The following is a 16,979-nucleotide window of genomic DNA, read 5'->3' as shown; positions in this document are numbered from 1 at the left end:
AAATTTGGGCAATCCCTATTTCGTCGAATAGGCAAAACTGTTGGACTTGCAATAAATGAAATCAGCGACACATCAGGTACTTGGCTGATGTGTGGGGCATCCGTCATAACCACAAAAAAGATGCCGCCAACCGGCCGCCAGCCCGAAGGAAACAACACCCGATGAACATGACAATTGCCGATACCTATGAAATCGCAATGGGCCGATGGAGCCGCCGTTTGTCGCGCAGTTTCCTTGATTTTGTCGCGGCCCCGTCCTGCGGGGCGCTGGTGGATGTCGGGTGCGGTACGGGCAGTCTGACATTGGCCGCGGCCACCCGTTATCCCAAGGCCGACATTGTCGGGATTGACGTGATGCCCGACTATATGACCGACGCCCTACGCAATTCCGCGCCGAATGTACGGTTCGAGACCGGGGATGCCACCGCCCTTCCCTTTGCGGATGACAGCTTTGACACAGCCTTTTCCCAGCTTCTGTTGAACGATCTTGACGGACCGGCTGGTGCAGTTGGCGAAATGGTCCGGGTCACCCGTGCCAAAGGCCGGATTGCCGCAACCGTCTGGGACCGTGTCGGGGGACTGACATTCATCCGGCTGTTTCTGGATGTGGCGGCGCTGCTTGCCGATGGCGAAGGCGAAGAATTGCGCGCCAAGGTCTTTGATGTTCCCTATCAGGATGAAGACGATCTTTTTGATCTTTGGTCCGATGCGGGACTGGAAGATGTTTCGACAGCCACACTGGCCGTCAGGATGGATTTCATCGATTTTGATGATTACTGGCAGGCCCTGATGGGGGCACACAGCCTGATCCGGAATTTCTTTGCCAATCAGCCCGCCGATCTTGCCCATGAAATCCAGCAGGCCACCATGCGGGCCTATCTTGGTGGCAAACCGGACGGGCGGCGATCCCTTGTGGCATCGGCTCTTGCGGTGCGCGGGATCGTGCCGGCCTGATTATGGCTGACGGAACGGCAACCACAACACGCCAAGCAGGCTTTGACTGTTGCGGTCACGGAATTCTTCAAGCCCGATCTGCATGTCATGATCATTGGTCCGGGTGTGATCGGTATAACTGACAAACAGCCGATCCCAGACCGACAGGATGTTTCCATAATTGCTGTTGGTTTCATCCATGACGCTGGAATGGTGCACCCGGTGCATGTCCGGTGTGACGATCAATAACCGCAACGCACGATCCAGACTTTTGGGCAGATGGACATTGCCATGATTGAACAGGGCAAAACCGCTTAGCATGCTTTCATAAATCACCACCGCCCACGGGTCGGCCCCGATCAGCAAAACGAAAAAGGATTTATAAAGCGCCGAGGCCACGATTTCGAACGGGTGAAAGCGCACAGCCGTTGTGACATCAAATTCGACATCACAATGATGCACGCGATGAAACCGCCACAAAATCGGGATCATATGGGCCAGGCGGTGCTGCCAGTATATGGCGCAATCAAGCACGATGATCGTAATCACCCCGCCCAGAAGTGCCGGCATCCCCACCAGGTTGTTCAATCCAAGCCCCTGTTGCTGCGCCCAGATGGCCGTCGCAATCATCACCGCACCAATGGTAAAGCGCGCAAGGGCCGCACTGACCAGCAGCAACCCGAAATTGGTCAGCCAGCGCATCGGGCGACGTACTACCTCCTTGGGGCGATAGGGGGCGATGGCTTCCCACAAGGCCATGACAGCAAGAATGGCCGCGAAAATCCCCAGTCTCAGCAATCCGTTCTGATCCATTCCAAAATGCCCTGGTCGTTGGTCCGCACAGCCGTTTGACAAGAATTTGCCACCCCGGCGGGTTTGATCACCATATAGGAATTGATAGCGATACCTGCCCTTACGAACAATATCTTGCGCGTCGCAGATGCATCACCTTTGTGTTAGATAATAAGTGTTTCGTGATAAATCCCAGTTTTAAACAGTTTGATAATGACAAGGAGGCCCCATGCCACACCCATCCGGACATTTACGGACACTTTTTCTGACCGTGTTCGCAACCCTGTCCCTTGGTGGTCTGGCAAAGGCAGATGGGCCGCCCTTTGATCTTCCGGTCGATTGCCCGGACAATACATGTGACATCGTCCATTATGTCGATCACGATCCCGGCCCGGAAATCCGTGATTATGCCTGTGGCACCACGACTTATGACGGTCATCGCGGCACCGATTTTTCCGTTCCCGACGAAGCCACCATGCTTGAAGGTATTTCTGTCCGGTCTGTTGCCGATGGCACGGTGGTTGCCCTGCGCGAAGGGGTCGAAGATATTGATTCAGGCCGGCTTGCCAAAAACAGCCTGGATGGCATCGAATGTGGCAACGGGGTATTGATCGACCATGCCGATGGCTGGCAAAGCCAGTATTGCCATTTGCGGCGCGGCTCGATCGCGGTCAAGAAAGGCGACCGGGTCACACGCGGACAGATGATTGCCGAAATCGGCATGTCCGGTCAGGCAACATTCCCGCATCTGCATTTCAATTTGCGCAAGGATGGCCAGCTTGTGGATCCGTTCAGCGGATCGGCAATGGGATCAAGCGACCGCAGCCAGTGTTCGACCGATCAGGCTGTGCTGTGGTCGTCATCGGCGCGTGCCCAGCTGACCTATCATGACATCACGCTTTACGGGCACGGCTTTTCAATGGCGCGCCCGAACGCATCCGATATCAAGCGCGGCTATGGCAAGGAAACCGAACTGCCCCGCACAAGCCCCGGACTTTATTTCTGGGCTTATCTGATCGGGGCCAATAACGGCGACGTCATCCGGCTGAGCTTGCAGACCCCGACCGGCAAGGGCGGGCATCGCGACTTTGTAATTGATCAGCCCAATGATCAGGGACCACGCGCCAAGTGGTTCTATATCAATATGGACCGGCCGGGTGCTGCATGGCCATCGGGCAACTATACCGGCGAAGTCATTTTCACCCGCCCGGGCAAACAGCCCAGAACAATCGGGCAGACCGATCTGACGATCCGCTAGGCCGTTATACTTCAACCTAAATCGCCCCCCACCGCGCCCGGTCAGACCGGGCGCGATCCGTTTGGTATGCGCAAAACGCAACCAAATGAACCGCCGGTATTTTATTGCGTGATCTGCAATTGATACGCAGCCGTAAAACAGTAAACGTGGAATTTTACTAAACAAATTCCGGTCCGAATTCCTGTATTCGCGAAAACAATTGCACGGACATTACATTATCATTTGCGTTGATTGTAATTCAGGAATTAAAATCAAATCAGCAAGCGGCCTTACGCATTGAAACCATTGAATAATGAAATTTATCGGCGTCTGAATGTATAGAATATATGACTGCCTAGCGACCCAGCATGACATTGTATTGGTTCTGGTTGCCATCGCAATCGGCCTGGGCGGAATTCATACGGCCTTTAACCTGTATGCGCGCGCCTGTATGGGGCGGTTGCAGCAACGGTTTGCATGGCTGTTTCTGACCGGCGTTGTCACCGGTGGCGGCATCTGGGCCACCCACTTTATCGCGATGCTGGCTTATGACCCCGTCTTGCCGGTCGGCTATGAGCCCGTTCTGACCGCAACGTCGCTTGTGATTGCCATTGGCGCAACCATGTTCGGGTTTTCGATTGCATCGGTCGCCGGGCCGCATTTGTTGCTGTCGCGGCTGGTCGGGGGCCTGGTTGTCGGTCTGGGCATTTCGGCGATGCATTTCACCGGCATGATGGCCATGAGCGTGCCGGGCGTCATCAGCTGGCATATGGATATCGTCATCGCAGCCATTCTGATGGGGGCGGTGTTCGGGATGATTTCGCTGTGGCTGGCCGGCCCGGCGCGGACGCCCAAACAAAAGCTTCTGGGCAAGGTCAATCTGACCATTGCCGTTGCAACCATGCATTTCAGTGCGATGGGCGCCCTTATTGTTACCCCGGACCCGACGGTCCCGGTTCCGGCCCAGCTGATTTCGCAGCAATATCTGGCGATTGGCGTTGCGATTGTCGCTGCCCTTCTGATTGCAATCGGCTTTGTCACCGCACTGGTTGACCGCCAGATGCGCGCCCACATTACCAACCGCATGCACATCCTTGGCGATTCCGCGATCGAGGCCCTGGTCCTGACCCAGAACGGGCGGATCATTGATGTGAATGAGAGCTTCCTGCGCCTGACCGGCACCAAACAGCATGACGTCATCGATCAGGACTTCCTGGCGCGCTGGCTTCCGGAAACGCCACTGGCATTTCAGCAAGGCAACCTGAATTATGTCGAGACGTCGTTGCGGCTGGAAAACCAGAAAGAGCTTCCGGTTGAAGTCATTCGCCGTGAAATTCCGGCCGATGACATTGCCGATGACACCACCATTTTCGGTCTGCGCGACCTGCGTGAACGCTATGCGGCGGAAAAGCATATCCGGTTCCTGGCCGAACATGATTCACTGACCAAACTTCTGAACCGGACGACCTTTAACGACCGGCTGTCAGAGGCGCTTCAGGAATCAGACGAAACCGGCGTTCCGACCACCGTGATGTGTGTCGATTTCGACCATTTCAAGGAACTTAACGACAGTTTCGGCCATATCGCCGGGGACCATGCGCTGCGTGAACTTGGCGAACGGCTGGGCAAACTGATCAGTGATGAACTGACCATTGCCCGTGTTGGCGGTGACGAATTTGTTGTGTTGTTGCATCATCAGAACCGCACCAACCCCAACAGCATCAAGACCCATACCCAGGAAGTCGCGCAGAAGATCCTCGATTGCATCGCACTTCCGATCTTTATCAATCAGGAAAACCGCGCCAAATTGTCGGCCAGTATCGGGGTTGCCCATTATCCGCAAGACGGTGCCGATGCCGAAAGCATCCTGTTCCATGCCGATCTTGCGATGTATCGGGTCAAGCAATCGGGCGGCAATGATGTGGTGTTCTATTCTTCTGAAATGGATGAAGAATACCGTTTCAAGCGCCAGCTGGCGTCCAATCTTCGGGTGGCACTCGAAAACGAGCAGCTTGAACTTTATTACCAGCCGCAATGCCATGCCGATGACAAGGAAATCCAGTCATTCGAAGCGTTGCTGCGCTGGAAGGATGCCGAACTTGGCCAGGTTCCGCCGGGCCGTTTCATTCCGATCGCCGAGGAAACCGGCCTGATCATTCCGCTGGGCGAATGGGTCTTGCGCACCGCCTGCTTTGAGGCGGCCGGCTGGGACAAGCCGCTTGGTATCGGGGTCAATCTTTCAGCAGTTCAGCTTCAGAAACATGAACTGCCCGAAGTGGTTGCCGCCATCCTTGAGGAAAGCGGTCTTGATCCCAAGCGTCTTGAGCTTGAAGTCACCGAAACCGCCCTGATCCACAACCCCGCGCGTTCGATGAAGATCCTTTCCGACATCAAGAAACTTGGTGTGCGGATTGCCATGGATGATTTCGGGACCGGCTATTCATCGCTGGCGACCTTGCAAAACTTCCCGGTTGACCGCATCAAGATCGACCAGTCCTTTGTCACCAAGCTGGTGGGCAATGCCCAGGCCGGGGCGATTGTCCGGGCCGTCATAAATCTGAGCCGTGACCTGGCACTTGATGTCATTGCCGAAGGTGTCGAAACCGATGAACAGGCCAACTTCCTGACCGATCACGATTGCCGGGCAGTTCAGGGATATATGTTTGGTCATCCGCGCCCGATCAGCGATTACGCCCATATCGTTCACCCCCAGATACCCGCGCCCGAACCAGCGCCCGAACCCGCCAAAAGCGGCAAAAAACCGGCGAATCGGCAAAGCGGCATCGAAACCGTTTAATCAGGTTGCGGGCGATTCCCCCAATCCTCGGGGGGATCGCACTGCAAAAAGCCGATTTGTGACAAATTCGACGAGAAAAAAGCGACCTTTTCCACGCAGTTGAAAGTTTTTTGACGTTTTTTGACTCACAAGCCTTGTATCGCGGCCATTGCCCTGCATATATTTGTCGAGTGCCCTGTTGGCACGAACAAGCTACCTGTCAGAAGACGGAGTGAATATGATGAATAAGCGCAAAGCCGTTGCTATCGCCGTTGCTCGTGAACAGCAAATTGCCCGTTCGATGGAAATCCTGTTCGCAGGCACCATTGTGGCCCTGATTGCATCGCTACTGGTTCTCTGATCCAGTTATCGCCTTCATCATCCCGTGATCTGTTTCAAACCAGCCGGTTCTGAAATCCACCCTGCTTAGATAGCTTCATGACCAACCGCCACATTTTCACTGCCATCATTACGCGAATTATCTGCCCGGTTGTCTAAGGACACCGGGACGTACCTGTTCGCCTGTTTGATGCACTGAAAATCCGTGAGCATTGTCATGACCAATCATGGTTTTGCGGCGTCCCAAGAAGACGCACGCACCCCAAAATCCGTTTATTGTTTTTCTGTTCATGCGGCTGCTGAACCCGATGTGATGCCGCGCGTTCTTGAACTGTTTGCCAAGCGCAATCTGGTCCCGGCCAGCTGGCATTCCACCGTTGCCGACGGCAATCGCGGTTTCGAAGAGCTGCAGATCGACATTCAGGTCCAGCAGCTTGAAACCAAGGTGGCAGAACATATCGCGCGCTGTCTGCGTCAGGTTGTGCACGTCAACACGGTGCTGACATCGGAAAAAGGCTATTCCAATTCTGCACTGAGCGCGTAGGCTGTCGCGGTCGCAGCGCTGCCCCACCGGGCAGCGCGTTCCACCCGACAGGAGTCCCAATTGGCTTATCTTGACCATATCAATGCCTGCAACAATGCCAATCTGTCGCGCTATGCGCGGTTTCGCATTGATGATCAGCCGGTCGGGGCCATTCGGTCGGACTTTGCCACGGCACTTACCGCACTTGGATCGGATTTCATCCGCGACGAGAATGGCGAATACGGCTTTGCCGCGCATATCGAAACGCCGGAACATCGTAACGAAGTCCTTGTCGATGCGACCCGCCGCCTGTGCGAACAGGGGGTGATCAAACGGCTTCACGGTGAAAAGTTCGACATCCGCAATCAGTTGTCCGATCCCCCACTTTGTCAGCTGGACCGGTTTGCAATGCCCTATTTCGGGTGCCGGTCGTGGGGCGTGCATATGAACGGCTTTGTGCGTAAATCCGACGGGATCCATATGTGGATTGCCCATCGCGCCAAGGACAAGCCGACCTATCCCGGGATGCTTGACAATATGGTTGCCGGTGGTCAGCCGACCGGGCTTGGTTTCCGCGAAAACATGATCAAGGAATGCGCCGAAGAAGCCGGCATTCCCGAAAGCCTGTCCCGCCATCTCCGCCCGATCGGGGCAGTTTCATATCTTTATGAAACCGCCGAAGGACTGAAACCCGATGTCATGATCAATTTCGATCTCGAACTGCCGGAAGATTTCATTCCACAATGTACCGACGGCGAAGTTGATCGGTTCGAATTGCTGTCCCTTGCCGAGGTCGCAGAAATTGTCCGGTCGGGTTTTGATTTCAAGTTCAACTGTGCGCTGGTGGTGATTGATTTCCTGATCCGCCACGGCTATCTGACCGCAGACAATGAACCAAGCTATGGCGAACTTCTAAGCGGGCTGCATCGCCCGTTAAATGTCTGACAGTTTGCCCCAGGCGTTCTGTTCTGTTCCGCTCCGTCCCGGTTTCTGACCTGCGATCCCTGCCCCGACCCGCCCACAAAAAAGCACCCGTAACCGGTTGCCATATGCAAATCCACATCGAAACGGGGCGGCATTGATGCGTGCCCGTGTGGTTAGCTTGGTTATTGGCGCGTATTGGGTCCGCCCATCAGCGCCCCCACCGCCATCACGGTCAGTTTGGCACGCAAGTCGGGATCGAGCCGGTCGAGATCGCCCTGCTTGCTGCGCAGGGCCTTTACCGCCTCGTTGATCAGTTCCTGACGGCGTTCATCGGCTTCGGTCGGGATTTTGCTTTTTTGTTTGCCAAGTTTGGCATCGGCCGCATTCAGGGCCTTCATGATTTCGGTGTGCGGGGTGTCTGCCTGTTCTGTCAGGGTCTCGGCCAGGGCAAGGGCGCGTGCTTCTTCAAGCGACATGCCTTCATCCTGATGGGCAAGGGCACGGTCTTCGATGCGTCGCGCCTGACGGGCCTGGGCGGCGGCCTGTTCGGCGGTGGCCGGATCACGGACCTGAAGGGATTGCGCATTGTTATAGGCACGAATGGCATCGCGGCCCTTCTTGCCGACAAAGACGCGCATCAGCGTTTCCTTGAGCAATCCCATCAATTGACCCTTCGATTATTTTTCCCGCACGGGGATTCAACCATTATGCACATAAAGGGTTTCGAAATCATTGCCCGGCTTCGTGTGCAAAACCGGCAATGATTTAAATATGTTGTGCAACACGGCCTTCTTCAACTGCCAGAATATAGGCAATCAGCGCTTCGCAATCGGCTGTCTGAAGATGTTCAAGATCACAGACAAAATCGACGTTCGCACGCGCCGGATCATCCGAATGGCCAACAATGCCGAATTTGACATATTCCGCATCCATCGCATCAAGCGCCGAGATCAGATCGGCAACACTGACCCGGTCCGGGGATGTCATGGATGTTCGGATCAGCACCAGCATGTCGGCATCGCAATCAATAACCTGGCGGGCAATTGACTGGGCATCGGAATGCGGCGGGGCGACATCCACATCAAAACCACCATCGGCAAACAGGGTGGCGACATGTTTGTGATGGGCCTGTTCCTCGGACGAGGCGGTGGCCAGAAGAAGCCTTGGATGACGGCCTTCTATTTCTGCAAATCTGGCAAGATTGGTCGCGAGTTGGGGAGACGTCATGATACCTCGCTTGGTTGCGCCCGCGATTGCCAAAAACGACAAACGCGGGACATATCTTTGCGGTATGCCTTTGCCACAGTATCCCTTTGATCGCCGGGGCTGACAAGCCTTGCGCTGCGAGTGCCCCTACCAACCGGCCAATTCAAGCGGATTGACCCCGATCACATGGGCATGCCCGCCCAGAAGCACGGCATAAATCACACAACCAAGCAGCAGATCACGCCACCCGATCGCCCCTTTGAGCAGCCCGGACGGCGAAAACCGCCGAGTCCCTTGTAAAATTGCATCCCGACGGGCCGCAGGCATGTCACGCAGGCGGATTTTCTCCATGCGCCAAAATCCAATCAGGGCAAAGATTGCACTGCCGCCAAAAAAGATCACAGCCACCAAATCGCCATTGGCAACGACATGACCAGCCCCCCACAGCATCACGCCCAGCAACAAAGGATGCCGACAAAAAAGATTGATGCCCGGACGGTCCGGATCAAACCCGGATCGACGCCCGATTGACAACGGACAGGGTTGAAGAATGGCGCAGGCCCACAAAATAGAAGCGGGTAACATGATGATAATCAACAGTTTTGCACGCAGAGGATGAAAATCCCAAAGCCATGACGACTCTGCTGTGATCACCTCGTGAATGACCCATGCAAACAGGATGGTCGAAACAAGTGAGAAACCAACAACATAGGCCCAATACCCGATCAGACCGACGATTTTCCCCCTGAGCAGACCGGGAATGATATGTGCCCCAAGGAAAACCGCGAGCGAGATGAAAAACCAGACCAAAGTGCGATCCCCTCTTTACATTGCTGCTTCAACATGCAAATTGCGCTGTTCCCGCATACGGGTCGGGGTGCGAATCTCCAAGACCCTTGCGTTACGAGATATTAGCGGATACCTCTGTATCCCTGTTTGACATCGGACAATTTAGCAACTGCCTGCGGACTGAAACCGTCGGGCGGACAACGGAACACGGAATATACTCGAAATGAGCTGGACGCCGGAAAAGATTGAACTGCTGACCTCGCTCTGGAATCAGGGCTGGACCACGGCACGCATCGGTGAAGAACTGGGTGTCGGCAAAAATGCCGTCGTGGGCAAGGCGCACCGCCTGGGCCTGCCGAAACGCCCGTCCCCGATTCAGCGCCGTGCAGAGGAAGCTGAACAGAAAAAAGCCCCGGCACCCAAGCAGCAGAGCAAAGGCATTTCGATCTTTGATCTTGGCGCTGGCATGTGCCGCTGGCCGTTTGGTGATCCGGGTGATGATGATTTCCACTTCTGTGGCAAGAAGATCGTCCCGAGCAAGCCCTATTGCGAAGAACATTGCGCACAGGCTTATCTGAACGGCAAGAACCCGCGTGAAGACAACCCGCCTGCACAGCAGGGTCAGGGTGGCAAAGGTCCGCAGGCCGCCAACAAGAAATAATATTTGATCGGGATAAAATGCCCGCCCGAATAAAAAAGCCGCCCGTTTCACCGGGCGGCTTTTCTTATGGTGCATTGTTATGATGCGAAACAAGCAGACAGACTATTTGGTCTGCAGGACATATTTGGCAAAGCCGTCCTGATCTTCACCGATGAAGCTGATATTGTCCGGGGCATTGGCGGCCGCCGATGCCTTGGGGCTGGTGACAAAGGTCACCTTGGACGCATCGCCAATCGGGGCAAAGGTCCAGTTGCCATCGGCCTTGGGATCGATTTCCTTTTCGGTCAGGATATAGTTGGCAAGAACCGTGCGGTTTTCATCGGGGGCCTCGACAATGATCGTCGATCCGTCCAGTCCCGGGAAATTGCCGCCACCGCCAGCGCGATAGTTATTGGTCGCAACGACAAACTGCTGATCCGCGGTAACCAGTTTGCCATCAAAGCTCAGATTGACGATGCGGTGACTATCGGCATTCACCACTTCACCGGCCTTGTTATAGCGGGCAGGTTTGGTCACATCGATCTGATAGGTCACCCCGTCAATCACGTCATAGTTATAGGTCGGGAAATCAGGGTTGATCAGCGGCTGTTCATCGCTGTTGTTCGGGTCGATCTGATTGAACTGCCCGGCCGACATTTCAAGCCATTCACGGACCTGATCACCATTCAACAGAACCGCACGCACCGTGTTGGGATAGATATAAAGATCAGCCACGTTTTTAAGCGCGATCTTGCCTTCGGGAATGTCGGTGAAATAGTCCGGACCACCACGCCCGCCGGCCTTGAACGGCGCCCCGGCCGACAGGATCGGAATGCCGTCATATTCCGATCCGTTCAGGATCTTTTCCAGATACCATTTCTGGGCATTGGTCACGATCTGGATCGAGGGGTCATCAGCCACCAGCGCAAAGAAGCTGTTGATCGGGGCCGATGTCGTGCCCACACCTTCGCGCATATAGGCGATCGTTCCTTCGTGCTCTTCCTTGACCGCGGCGATGATTTCGGGATCGGCTTCAACCAGCGGAGTGATGGTACGGCCTTCACGCTGATAGATCGGGCGGGCGTCTGACAGGCTGTCAACGACGGTCCATTCACCTGCATCAGAAACATTGAGTGTCAAATCAATCACGCCAAGATGACTGCCCCAGAAGCCCGGCATGACCGCGGCAACACCATTGATCGTGCCTTTGGCGATATCGACACCTTCAAGATCGGAAAAGGCATCGGACGGGAAGACCGTATGGGCATGACCAAACAGGATGGCGTCAATGCCATCGACCTTTGACAGGTAATAAGTGGCATTTTCTTCCATGCCGTGGCGTTCCATGGTCGAAAGACCCGAATGCGGAACGGCAATGACAATGTCAGCCCCCTTATCACGCATTTCCGGGACATATTTTTCGGCCATTTCAACAATGTCCTTGGTAAAGACCTTGCCTTCCAGATTGGCCTTGTCCCATTGCATGATCTGGGGCGGGACAAACCCGATCACCCCGACCTTTGCCTTGTGGCTTTTACCTTCGTCATCGACGAATTCGCGATCAAGCAGCACATAGGGCTGGAAATAGGGTTTGTCATTTTCGGCATTGCCATCACCATCATCAACAAAGATGTTAGCGCTAACATACGGGAAGTTTGCCCCGGCAATCGCGGTTTCAAGGAACTCCATCCCGTAATTGAATTCATGGTTCCCGAGATTGGCCGCGTCATAGCCCAGCAGGTTCATTGCCTTGTAGACCGGATGGGTTTCGCCCTTTTTCAGGCCGCGTTCCTTGGCCATGTAATCGCCAAGCGGATTGCCCTGGATCAGATCACCGTTATCAACAAAGACGACATTTTCTGCCTCGCCGCGTGCGGTCTTGAGCAAGGTCGCGACCTTTGCCAGACCGACCGTGTCCGATTCACCATCACGGTAATAATCATAATTGACCAGATGGGTGTGGATATCCGTGGTTTCGAGGATACGCAGCGAAACCGTGCTGTCGGCCAGTGCTGTGCCGCTGAGCAATGCCAGCGAAAGTCCGATCGCGGATGCGCCAGCGGTGCGAAGGCCTGCCTTGTGGATGAATGTCATGGGTCTTTTCCCTGTTCGAGTGCTCGGTCGATCAACTTTATTCTTGTTCAGATGGTCAGGTTTTGAAGATTTTGCGAAAAAGATGGGGCAAATACAAATGGAAACGCCCGCGCATCTGCACGGGCGTTTCCGGATTTGAAACAAAGCGCCAAAAAGGCCATTGAGATCAGGCAGGAACGGCATGCGGCGATTTGTAGCCCCGCACCACTTCGTTCCCCGGTTCCGGATCATGGGGCACATTAAGCGCAAGCACCAGCGACACAGCCGCCATCGCCGCACCCGCCAGGAACACCGCACTTGGCGAAAACAGCCACAACAATCCGAATGCCGCCGGGATGAAGACCGCTGCGATATGGTTGATCGTGAAGCTGACCCCTGCTGTTGACGAAATATCGGCCGGATCGGCGATCTTCTGGAAATAGGTCTTGATGGCGATTGCCATGGCAAAGAACAGATGATCGATCACATAAAGGCCACCGGCAACCACATGGTTGTCAACAAAGGCATAAGAGACGAACACGATGAACAGACCGATATATTCAAAGGTCAGGGCACGGCGTTCCCCCCATTTGCCGATCAGCTTGCCGATCTTGGGTGCGAGGAACATGTTGATCGCGTGGTTCAGAAGATACAGCAACGTGATGGTTGCCGCGTCATATCCGAACTTTTCAACCATCAGGAAGCCGGCAAACACGGTAAAGATCTGGCGTCGGGCACCGCTCATGAAGGTCAGCGCATAGTAAAGCCAGTAGCGTTTGCGCAAGATCAGCTTTTTGGTTTGCGGATGGGCATCGGAGAATTTCGGGAAAGCGCCCCAGACAAACAACGCCGCAATCACCGTCAGTGCCCCGCCAAACAGATAGACATAACGATAGTCGACATCGAAGATTTCCAGCATCAGCCAGACAACCCCGAACATCACAAGCGATGAAATCGACTTCGCCGAAAGCTGTTTGCCCATCACCATGGCAGTGCGTTCCTTTTTAACCCATTGCAAGGAAAGCGCCTGCTGCATGGTTTCAAAATAATGGAAGCCAATCGACATCAGAACCGTGGTGCAATACAGGCCAATCACCGTCGGGAAATATCCCGAAATTGCCACCCCGATCCCCAGGACCAGCAAGGACAGCAACGCAAAGGTCTGTTCGCGCAGCACCAGCAAGACAAAGATCGCGGTAAAGGCAAGGAACCCCGGAATTTCACGCAGGGACTGCAAAATTCCGATCTCACGTCCCGTAAAGTCCGCCATCTCGATCGAAAAGTTGTTCAAAAGCGCCATCCATGTCGAAAAGGACAATGGCATGGCCGCGGCCATCACAATCAGAAGAACTTCCGGATTGCGCCAGCCCTTATAGACCGGAACACCGGCCGCCGCATCGGGCACCTCGCCGATCGGGGCCGCGTGGTTGGAGGCTTCGGGTATGATTTCTTCCTTGGACATTTTGTCTCCCCGGACTGGGCCGCATTGGTGGCGGTTCCGCTGTCACGCATCGTATGTTTTGGAATGAAACCAAATTAAACCTATTGCAGGCCGTCTGTCTTACGATAATCTGCCATCATATATCGCAAAACAGACACACGAGGCGTTCCGATGGACCGTCCAACCCCGATTGACGAAGCCAACCATATCCGTCCGCGCCCCTATGCGTTGCCGCGCCCGATCTATGTCCGTATGAGCGACGTGCCCGCCGGGCACAGCATCGGTGCGCACAGCCATGACTGGTGTCAGCTGATTTACGCATCCGAAGGGACGATGAAGGTCATTACCGAAGCCGGGATATGGATCGTGCCGCCACAACGCGCGGTCTGGGTGCCGCCCCATCTTGAACACGCCGTGACCCATGCGACCTTTACCCGTGCGCGCCATATCTATATTGACCGCACTGCGCCGGTGAACCTGCCTGATCGGTGCATGGTACTTGATGTCAGTCCGCTGTTGCGTGAACTGATCCGTGCGGCAACCGAAATTCCGATCGAATATGACGAAGATGGCGCAGAAGGCCGTTTGATGCGGGTTCTGCTTGATCAATTGCGGGCACCGGATCAGGAAAACCTGCATCTTCCGGCCCCGAAGGACCCGCGGCTTGGCAAGATTTGCGACGCGCTGCTTGAAAACCCGGCAGATAACCGCACCCTGGATGACTGGTCGCGCATCTGCGGGGCGTCATCACGCACATTGGCACGGCTGTTTCTGCGCGAAACCGGGATGCCGTTTCGCGATTGGCGCCAAAAACTGCGCCTGCTTTATGCACTTGAAAAACTGGCGAATGACCGCCCTGTCACCGAGATCGCGCTTGATCTTGGCTACGAAACGCCATCCGCTTTCATCGCCATGTTCCGCAAGGTTACCGGACGCACACCGGGCGGGTATTTCCGCTGAACATCCCGCGGTGCCAGCCCGGCAAACCCGGCCCGCCATCCCGTGCAACGTCAATCGTTCCTGAAATTGCGCAGCGGCGGAAAGATGTCATTGTCGGGTTCGGGATCGATGTCATATCGGCGGATGGCTTTGGCGTGGGCCTGGCCGGATTTGCGGTTCTGAGCACACAGATTGTGAATTTCAACCATCATGTCCGATGACCAGCAAAGGGCATTTGCCTTGCCTTCTGCCCGGGCTTTTTCAGAAGCCTTGTCAGATGCGCTGCCGGTTTTGTCTTGAAGGGCTTCTTCATGCAGACTTTCGCCATCACGACCAACAAGCATCCGATCAAGGGTCGGCATCACATCGGCAATGCTTTTGAGAACCGAGACACTTTCACCGATGGTGCGGATCATTGCCATGGCCATTGCCTCATACGGATCAGAGGGCGGCGGTCCATCGGCAATTTCCTTGCTGCTTTCGGCGATCAGATCAAAATTGGACCGCGACCGCGCCAGCAAGGCCACCGGACTGTTCCCGGCCTTGTAATTGGGTTCGTTAATGCGGCGACCTGGCACAATATGGCAGGCCGGCCCCCAGTCACGTCCCGGATCAGAGAAGTTGCGTTCCCCTTTCCTACGTGCCGGGTGTGAATCGACTGAATTCATGTTCTCCCCCAGAGAGAAATCTCAGCGTTGCCCCGAATGCCCCGCTGTTTCTTCAATCGACCGCAGAGCTTTATATTTTGATGCGCTTGTCTAGCACAGCTTGTGGTTGTCCAATGCACACGGCGTCCAAATCGCTTTGCATTGAGTCCAAAAAATCATCGAAAAACCGCCTGTTCCGTAACGTCCATACCTTTGGACCCACCCTTGGGAATAGGCAAATTGACGCCCGCTATACCAAAGGTCTTTTGCACCGGATGGCGATTGGCTGTAGTTAAATTAGAAAATCTGCAAATTAAAAATGCGGCAAAAACAATGACCGTCATCACACATGGTTTCCTGCAATACGCAGCGTCGGGTAACGCGACGTATCACCAGGTGATGATCACGATCAGGCACATCGATGTCGGGGGAAAGGAGGCGATCGGGATGTGTCATGGCCAATTACGGCACAGACCATTAAATCAGAATAAACTAATTTAAATTATCCAAATTTAATAGCTTTACCTCATTCGTTAGTTTACTTAATCTCGACCTGTGGATAGGCAAGTACGCCTGACCCAATCCACACCGCATACATTCGTTGTAAGTGTCCGCCACGTAGGCAATTGGGGTAGCAAGATGCAACCGGATCAAGATTCTGCTGGAACCACCAGCACGTTCTTCACTGTCGACAATCTGCCGATGCAGGACCGTTTTGCGGTCTGGAAAGAGTCGATATCCTGTCTTTTCGATGTAGATGCCGAGAAACAGGTTCGGGAAGATGATTTCCGAACAACGATCCGATCCCATCTGTTTGGTTCCTTGATGTTGATGGAAGTTGAGTCCCGCCAGCAGCAATGGCGCCGTGGCTATCAACAGATTGTCGGCAATGGCATGGATCATTACGGCATCGGCGTCTATCAGCGTGGCGAGATCGAATGCGAAACATCGCGCGGGCATGACCGACTTAAACCCGGCGGCATTCTTATTTATGACCTGACCCAGCCCTTCACGGCACAGACAAGCGATCATCTGACACTTAATCTTGTGATTCCGCGGGCCCTGCTTGAAGACCATTTGCAGCATCCCGATGACCATTGCATGCGCTTTTTGGCGCCCGATGACCCGATGGTGCAGATCATCCGTGACATGGTTCTGTCGCTTCAGCGCAATGTCTGTGAACTTGGCCATCAGCAAGCCCAAATATTTGAAAAGATGTTCCCCACCATGCTGGCGACCTGTTTGAATTCGGTCAGCAGCCAGACCGCCGATAGCAGCCATGAACGCCAGAACATCCTGAGCATGGTCAAGATGCGGCGTTATTTCCGCGAAAATCTGTGTTCGCCGGACCTCAATCCACGGCGGGCGGCTCAGGATTTGGGGGTATCACGGTCCAAGCTTTATAACTATTTCGCGCCCTATGGCGGGGTTTATACCTATGTCCGTGACATGCGGCTGCGCAAGGCAATATCGCTTTTGAATGATCCGCATTGTGCGCGGTCTTCTATTTATGACATTGCACTGGAATGCGGCTTTTCGAGTGACGCCAGCTTCATCCGGGCGTTTCGCGACAAGTATGACGCCACGCCGGGTGAAGTCCGGAACGGGGCCGCGATCCATTCCCGCAAAACCCAGTGCATTGCCGGGCTGGTCAACAAACAGTTTGAAAACTGGATACACGGTCTTGGCTAAGGACGCGGTGCGGTCTTTGCAAGGCAACA

17 protein-coding genes are annotated in these 16,979 nt (G+C 54.7%); 9 read left to right on the top strand and 8 right to left on the bottom strand.

The genetic code is table 11. The features are described 5' to 3' along the window. The first annotated feature begins 161 nt into the window (after positions 1-161). Positions 162-953 (top strand): class I SAM-dependent methyltransferase, encoded by a 792-nt coding sequence (locus SIB88_RS05060; protein ID WP_101245510.1) that lies wholly within the window; start codon positions 162-164, stop codon positions 951-953. On the opposite strand, the gene SIB88_RS05055 is transcribed toward SIB88_RS05060, so the two are convergent. Beyond that, on the bottom strand, positions 954-1,745 hold the full coding sequence (locus SIB88_RS05055; RefSeq protein ID WP_250281902.1) for a sterol desaturase family protein: 792 nt from the start codon (positions 1,743-1,745) through the stop codon (positions 954-956). 208 nt (positions 1,746-1,953) lie between these two features. On the opposite strand from SIB88_RS05055, the gene SIB88_RS05050 reads away from it, so the two are divergent. The 5 genes from SIB88_RS05050 to SIB88_RS05030 all read left to right on the top strand — a co-directional run bounded on the left by SIB88_RS05050 (position 1,954) and on the right by SIB88_RS05030 (position 7,544). Continuing rightward, positions 1,954-2,982, top strand: coding sequence for a M23 family metallopeptidase (locus SIB88_RS05050; protein WP_114112906.1), 1,029 nt, complete (start codon positions 1,954-1,956; stop codon positions 2,980-2,982). Between the two features lie 313 nt (positions 2,983-3,295). After that, complete coding sequence (locus SIB88_RS05045; RefSeq protein ID WP_412557493.1) at positions 3,296-5,758, top strand: EAL domain-containing protein; 2,463 nt, start codon at positions 3,296-3,298, stop codon at positions 5,756-5,758. A 217-nt stretch (positions 5,759-5,975) separates the two neighbouring features. After that, positions 5,976-6,098 carry a hypothetical protein gene (locus SIB88_RS05040; RefSeq protein WP_336080141.1) on the top strand — a complete coding sequence of 41 codons (123 nt, stop codon included), beginning with the start codon at positions 5,976-5,978 and terminating at the stop codon, positions 6,096-6,098. Between the two features lie 195 nt (positions 6,099-6,293). Then, positions 6,294-6,620 carry a hypothetical protein gene (locus SIB88_RS05035; RefSeq protein ID WP_101245506.1) on the top strand — a complete coding sequence of 109 codons (327 nt, stop codon included), beginning with the start codon at positions 6,294-6,296 and terminating at the stop codon, positions 6,618-6,620. A gap of 60 nt (positions 6,621-6,680) precedes the next feature. After that, positions 6,681-7,544 (top strand): DUF4743 domain-containing protein, encoded by an 864-nt coding sequence (locus tag SIB88_RS05030; protein ID WP_412557492.1) that lies wholly within the window; start codon positions 6,681-6,683, stop codon positions 7,542-7,544. A gap of 161 nt (positions 7,545-7,705) precedes the next feature. Here the strand turns inward: SIB88_RS05030 and SIB88_RS05025 are convergent, their stop codons facing one another. From SIB88_RS05025 to SIB88_RS05015, 3 genes are all read right to left on the bottom strand, one after another. Next, positions 7,706-8,185, bottom strand: a complete 480-nt coding sequence (locus SIB88_RS05025) for a hypothetical protein (RefSeq protein ID WP_228194523.1) — start codon at positions 8,183-8,185, stop codon at positions 7,706-7,708. 103 nt (positions 8,186-8,288) lie between these two features. Further along, positions 8,289-8,750 (bottom strand): hypothetical protein, encoded by a 462-nt coding sequence (locus tag SIB88_RS05020; RefSeq protein ID WP_101245503.1) that lies wholly within the window; start codon positions 8,748-8,750, stop codon positions 8,289-8,291. 126 nt (positions 8,751-8,876) lie between these two features. Beyond that, on the bottom strand, positions 8,877-9,539 hold the full coding sequence (locus SIB88_RS05015; protein WP_412557491.1) for an NnrU family protein: 663 nt from the start codon (positions 9,537-9,539) through the stop codon (positions 8,877-8,879). Between the two features lie 202 nt (positions 9,540-9,741). Here SIB88_RS05015 and SIB88_RS05010 point away from each other — a divergent pair, with 202 nt between their 5' ends. After that, positions 9,742-10,179: a GcrA family cell cycle regulator gene (locus SIB88_RS05010; protein WP_101245501.1), complete on the top strand. Its 438-nt coding sequence runs from the start codon at positions 9,742-9,744 to the stop codon at positions 10,177-10,179. Positions 10,180-10,281: 102 nt separating this feature from the next. On the opposite strand, the gene SIB88_RS05005 is transcribed toward SIB88_RS05010, so the two are convergent. Both SIB88_RS05005 and SIB88_RS05000 read right to left on the bottom strand, forming a co-directional pair. Then, complete coding sequence (locus SIB88_RS05005) at positions 10,282-12,252, bottom strand: bifunctional 2',3'-cyclic-nucleotide 2'-phosphodiesterase/3'-nucleotidase (RefSeq protein WP_412557490.1); 1,971 nt, start codon at positions 12,250-12,252, stop codon at positions 10,282-10,284. 166 nt (positions 12,253-12,418) lie between these two features. Then, positions 12,419-13,693, bottom strand: a complete 1,275-nt coding sequence (locus SIB88_RS05000; protein ID WP_206926810.1) for an MFS transporter — start codon at positions 13,691-13,693, stop codon at positions 12,419-12,421. Positions 13,694-13,843: 150 nt separating this feature from the next. On the opposite strand from SIB88_RS05000, the gene SIB88_RS04995 reads away from it, so the two are divergent. Beyond that, positions 13,844-14,632 (top strand): AraC family transcriptional regulator, encoded by a 789-nt coding sequence (locus tag SIB88_RS04995; RefSeq protein WP_101245498.1) that lies wholly within the window; start codon positions 13,844-13,846, stop codon positions 14,630-14,632. Between the two features lie 50 nt (positions 14,633-14,682). On the opposite strand, the gene SIB88_RS04990 is transcribed toward SIB88_RS04995, so the two are convergent. Together SIB88_RS04990 and SIB88_RS04985 are read right to left on the bottom strand one after the other, a co-directional pair. After that, entirely contained in the window at positions 14,683-15,279 is a 597-nt protein-coding gene (locus tag SIB88_RS04990) for a hypothetical protein (protein ID WP_101245497.1), read from the bottom strand. A gap of 155 nt (positions 15,280-15,434) precedes the next feature. Continuing rightward, positions 15,435-15,602: a hypothetical protein gene (locus SIB88_RS04985; protein ID WP_412557489.1), complete on the bottom strand. Its 168-nt coding sequence runs from the start codon at positions 15,600-15,602 to the stop codon at positions 15,435-15,437. Positions 15,603-15,897: 295 nt separating this feature from the next. Between SIB88_RS04985 and SIB88_RS04980 the strand changes: the two genes are divergently transcribed. After that, positions 15,898-16,950, top strand: a complete 1,053-nt coding sequence (locus SIB88_RS04980; protein ID WP_114112896.1) for a helix-turn-helix domain-containing protein — start codon at positions 15,898-15,900, stop codon at positions 16,948-16,950. Positions 16,951-16,979: the final 29 nt, after the last annotated feature.

The sequence above is a fragment of the Thalassospira sp. MIT121401 genome, assembly GCF_047125595.1.
Taxonomy (GTDB): Bacteria; Pseudomonadota; Alphaproteobacteria; order Rhodospirillales; family Thalassospiraceae; genus Thalassospira; species Thalassospira povalilytica.
This window is presented reverse-complemented; position numbering and strand designations above follow the sequence as displayed.

Bases quoted from the DNA above. Each gene is read 5' to 3' on its own strand.
- SIB88_RS05060 (WP_101245510.1), top strand. From the start codon at position 162: ATGAACATGACAATTGCCGATACCTATGAAATCGCAATGGGCCGATGG.
- SIB88_RS05055 (WP_250281902.1), bottom strand. From the start codon at position 1,745: ATGGATCAGAACGGATTGCTGAGACTGGGGATTTTCGCGGCCATTCTT.
- SIB88_RS05050 (WP_114112906.1), top strand. From the start codon at position 1,954: ATGCCACACCCATCCGGACATTTACGGACACTTTTTCTGACCGTGTTC.
- SIB88_RS05045 (WP_412557493.1), top strand. From the start codon at position 3,296: ATGTATAGAATATATGACTGCCTAGCGACCCAGCATGACATTGTATTG.
- SIB88_RS05040 (WP_336080141.1), top strand. From the start codon at position 5,976: ATGATGAATAAGCGCAAAGCCGTTGCTATCGCCGTTGCTCGTGAACAG.
- SIB88_RS05035 (WP_101245506.1), top strand. From the start codon at position 6,294: ATGACCAATCATGGTTTTGCGGCGTCCCAAGAAGACGCACGCACCCCA.
- SIB88_RS05025 (WP_228194523.1), bottom strand. From the start codon at position 8,185: ATGGGATTGCTCAAGGAAACGCTGATGCGCGTCTTTGTCGGCAAGAAG.
- SIB88_RS05020 (WP_101245503.1), bottom strand. From the start codon at position 8,750: ATGACGTCTCCCCAACTCGCGACCAATCTTGCCAGATTTGCAGAAATA.
- SIB88_RS05010 (WP_101245501.1), top strand. From the start codon at position 9,742: ATGAGCTGGACGCCGGAAAAGATTGAACTGCTGACCTCGCTCTGGAAT.
- SIB88_RS05005 (WP_412557490.1), bottom strand. From the start codon at position 12,252: ATGACATTCATCCACAAGGCAGGCCTTCGCACCGCTGGCGCATCCGCG.
- SIB88_RS05000 (WP_206926810.1), bottom strand. From the start codon at position 13,693: ATGTCCAAGGAAGAAATCATACCCGAAGCCTCCAACCACGCGGCCCCG.
- SIB88_RS04995 (WP_101245498.1), top strand. From the start codon at position 13,844: ATGGACCGTCCAACCCCGATTGACGAAGCCAACCATATCCGTCCGCGC.
- SIB88_RS04990 (WP_101245497.1), bottom strand. From the start codon at position 15,279: ATGAATTCAGTCGATTCACACCCGGCACGTAGGAAAGGGGAACGCAAC.
- SIB88_RS04985 (WP_412557489.1), bottom strand. From the start codon at position 15,602: ATGACGGTCATTGTTTTTGCCGCATTTTTAATTTGCAGATTTTCTAAT.
- SIB88_RS04980 (WP_114112896.1), top strand. From the start codon at position 15,898: ATGCAACCGGATCAAGATTCTGCTGGAACCACCAGCACGTTCTTCACT.